The sequence below is a fragment of the Sphingorhabdus sp. genome (assembly GCF_023910635.1).
Classification (GTDB): Bacteria; Pseudomonadota; Alphaproteobacteria; order Sphingomonadales; family Sphingomonadaceae; genus Sphingorhabdus_B.
The window spans coordinates 1-2,119 of the sequence record NZ_JAAVVZ010000071.1; the positions used below are offsets into that span (position 1 = coordinate 1).

At 58.2% G+C, this 2,119-nt stretch carries 2 protein-coding genes and 1 pseudogene; 2 read left to right on the forward strand and 1 reads right to left on the reverse strand.

What is annotated here, in order from left to right:
- Positions 1 to 230: pseudogene (locus HEQ34_RS14210) on the reverse strand (hypothetical protein); the annotation flags it as partial.
- Positions 231 to 259: 29 nt separating this feature from the next.
- On the opposite strand from HEQ34_RS14210, the gene HEQ34_RS14215 reads away from it, so the two are divergent.
- Positions 260 to 1,426 (forward strand): glycosyltransferase family 1 protein, encoded by a 1,167-nt coding sequence (locus HEQ34_RS14215; RefSeq protein ID WP_296201563.1) that lies wholly within the window; start codon positions 260 to 262, stop codon positions 1,424 to 1,426.
- A gap of 87 nt (positions 1,427 to 1,513) precedes the next feature.
- Positions 1,514 to 2,119 (forward strand): AAA family ATPase (locus HEQ34_RS14220; protein WP_296201565.1); only part of this gene is annotated, 606 nt, incomplete at its 3' end.

A 2,119-nucleotide genomic window follows, 5' to 3' on the forward strand; every position in this document is an offset into this window, starting at 1 on the left:
TAAAAATGCACCGCCTTGTCCGCGCCGCCGTGCACTATGGGATCGGCGACTTGATCTCCCTCAAAGCCATTCTTGCCTAAGAAGACCGGTCGCTCCACCGGAATGCGCGCCATGGCGCTCATCGTGCCGTCGGCGCGAAACGCTTTGGGTTTCCCAATAAGCAAAACATCGATCTGACTTAATATCATATTGAGTGCATATCGCACCAAATGCACCATTCCCATTGGCATTTTGCGCTGCCGCCGATAAAAGCCCATCCATGCAGACCAGCGACCTTCGCATTGCGCTTTTTAGCGGCAATTATAATTATGTCCGTGATGGCGCAAATCAGGCCCTTAACCGGCTCGTAGGCTATCTGCTGCGTCAGGGCGCATCGGTGCGGGTTTATTCCCCAACGGTTGATGAACCTGCTTTTGTCGCGACAGGCGACGTCGTCAGCGTCCCATCATTCGCCATACCCTTTCGTCCGGAATATCGCCTTCCGGTGTCGCTATCGGCAAAAGTAAGGCGCGATCTGGATGCCTTTGCTCCGAATGTCGTCCATATCGCAAGCCCGGACCGCGTTGCGCGTCAGGCGGTTAAATGGGCGCGCCGACGCAACCTGCCGGTGCTGTCTTCGGTGCACACACGCTTCGAAACCTATTTCCGCTATTACAACATGTCCTTCGCCGAACCATTGGTGGAGGCTTGGCTTCGCCGATTGTACCGCAAATGCGACGCATTGGTCGCGCCATCGGAGAGCTTTGCGCAGGTTTTGCGCGAGCAACGGATGAATTATGACATCGACATCTGGTCACGTGGCGTTGACCGGGACATTTTCAACTCTGGCCGCCGGGACCTTGCATGGCGGCGCTCGCAAGGCATAGCCGACGAACCCGTCGTCATCGGCTTTCTGGGCCGCTTGGTCATGGAAAAGGGCCTTGACGTCTTTTCTGATGCGATTGACCAGCTTCGCCGTCGCAATGTTCCACATCAGGTCATGGTGATTGGCGAAGGCCCGGCACGTGGCTGGTTTGAAAGCCGCCTGCCCCATGCCCGTTTTGTTGGTTTCCAAGGGGGGCAGGATCTGGGCCGCGCGGTTGCGTGCATGGATATCCTGTTCAACCCAAGCGTCACCGAAACCTTTGGCAATGTCACGTTAGAGGCCATGGCCTGTGGCATGCCCGTTGTTGCGGCCAAGGCCACTGGCAGCCAAAGCCTGGTGGATGACAATGTGTCTGGCCGCCTGATCACGCCGGGCGCAATCCAGAAATTTGCCGACAGTTTGCAACTCTATTGCACCGACGCAGATTTGCGCGCGCGGCATGGCAATGCTGGCGAACAACGATCTCTCGATTTCAGTTGGGATGCGATTAACCAGACCGTCGCCGACACCTATATCCGCCTCATCCGCCAACGTGCTGCACGTGCGGCCGCCGCGCGTTAAACCCTTGCCAAACGGGCGGGCGCGATCCGGAACCTGTCCAAAGCGCTTATGCTTATGTCATGACGCACGGCGGAACGGGCGCTTCCCATGAGCGACCTTTTTGGCGACACCGCAATAGTTCCCGCATCTACGCCCGAAAACGCCCCGCTTGCGGACAAGCTTCGGCCTGCCAAATTGGATGAGGTCATCGGTCAGGAACATCTGACGGGTCCAGATGGCGCGATTGGCCGCATGGTTGCTGCGGGCAAATTATCCTCGATGATCCTGTGGGGACCACCCGGCACGGGTAAGACCAGCATCGCCCGATTGTTGGCCGACGCGGTGGACATGCATTACAAGCCGATTTCGGCGGTGTTCTCGGGCGTGGCCGATCTCAAAAAAGCCTTTGCCGAGGCAGAGGCAATGGCCAGAACGGGCAAGCAGACATTGCTGTTCGTGGACGAAATCCACCGCTTCAACCGCGCACAACAGGACGGTTTCCTGCCCTTTGTGGAAAGCGGCGTGGTCACGCTCGTCGGTGCAACGACCGAAAATCCCTCGTTCGAGCTCAACGCCGCCTTGCTGTCGCGCACGCAAGTCATGGTGCTGCAACGTTTGGATGAGGCTGCTTTGGCCACGCTGCTGACCCGTGCAGAAGCCATATTGGAACGCCCCCTGCCCGTCACCGACGATGCGCGGTCGGCGTTGATCTCC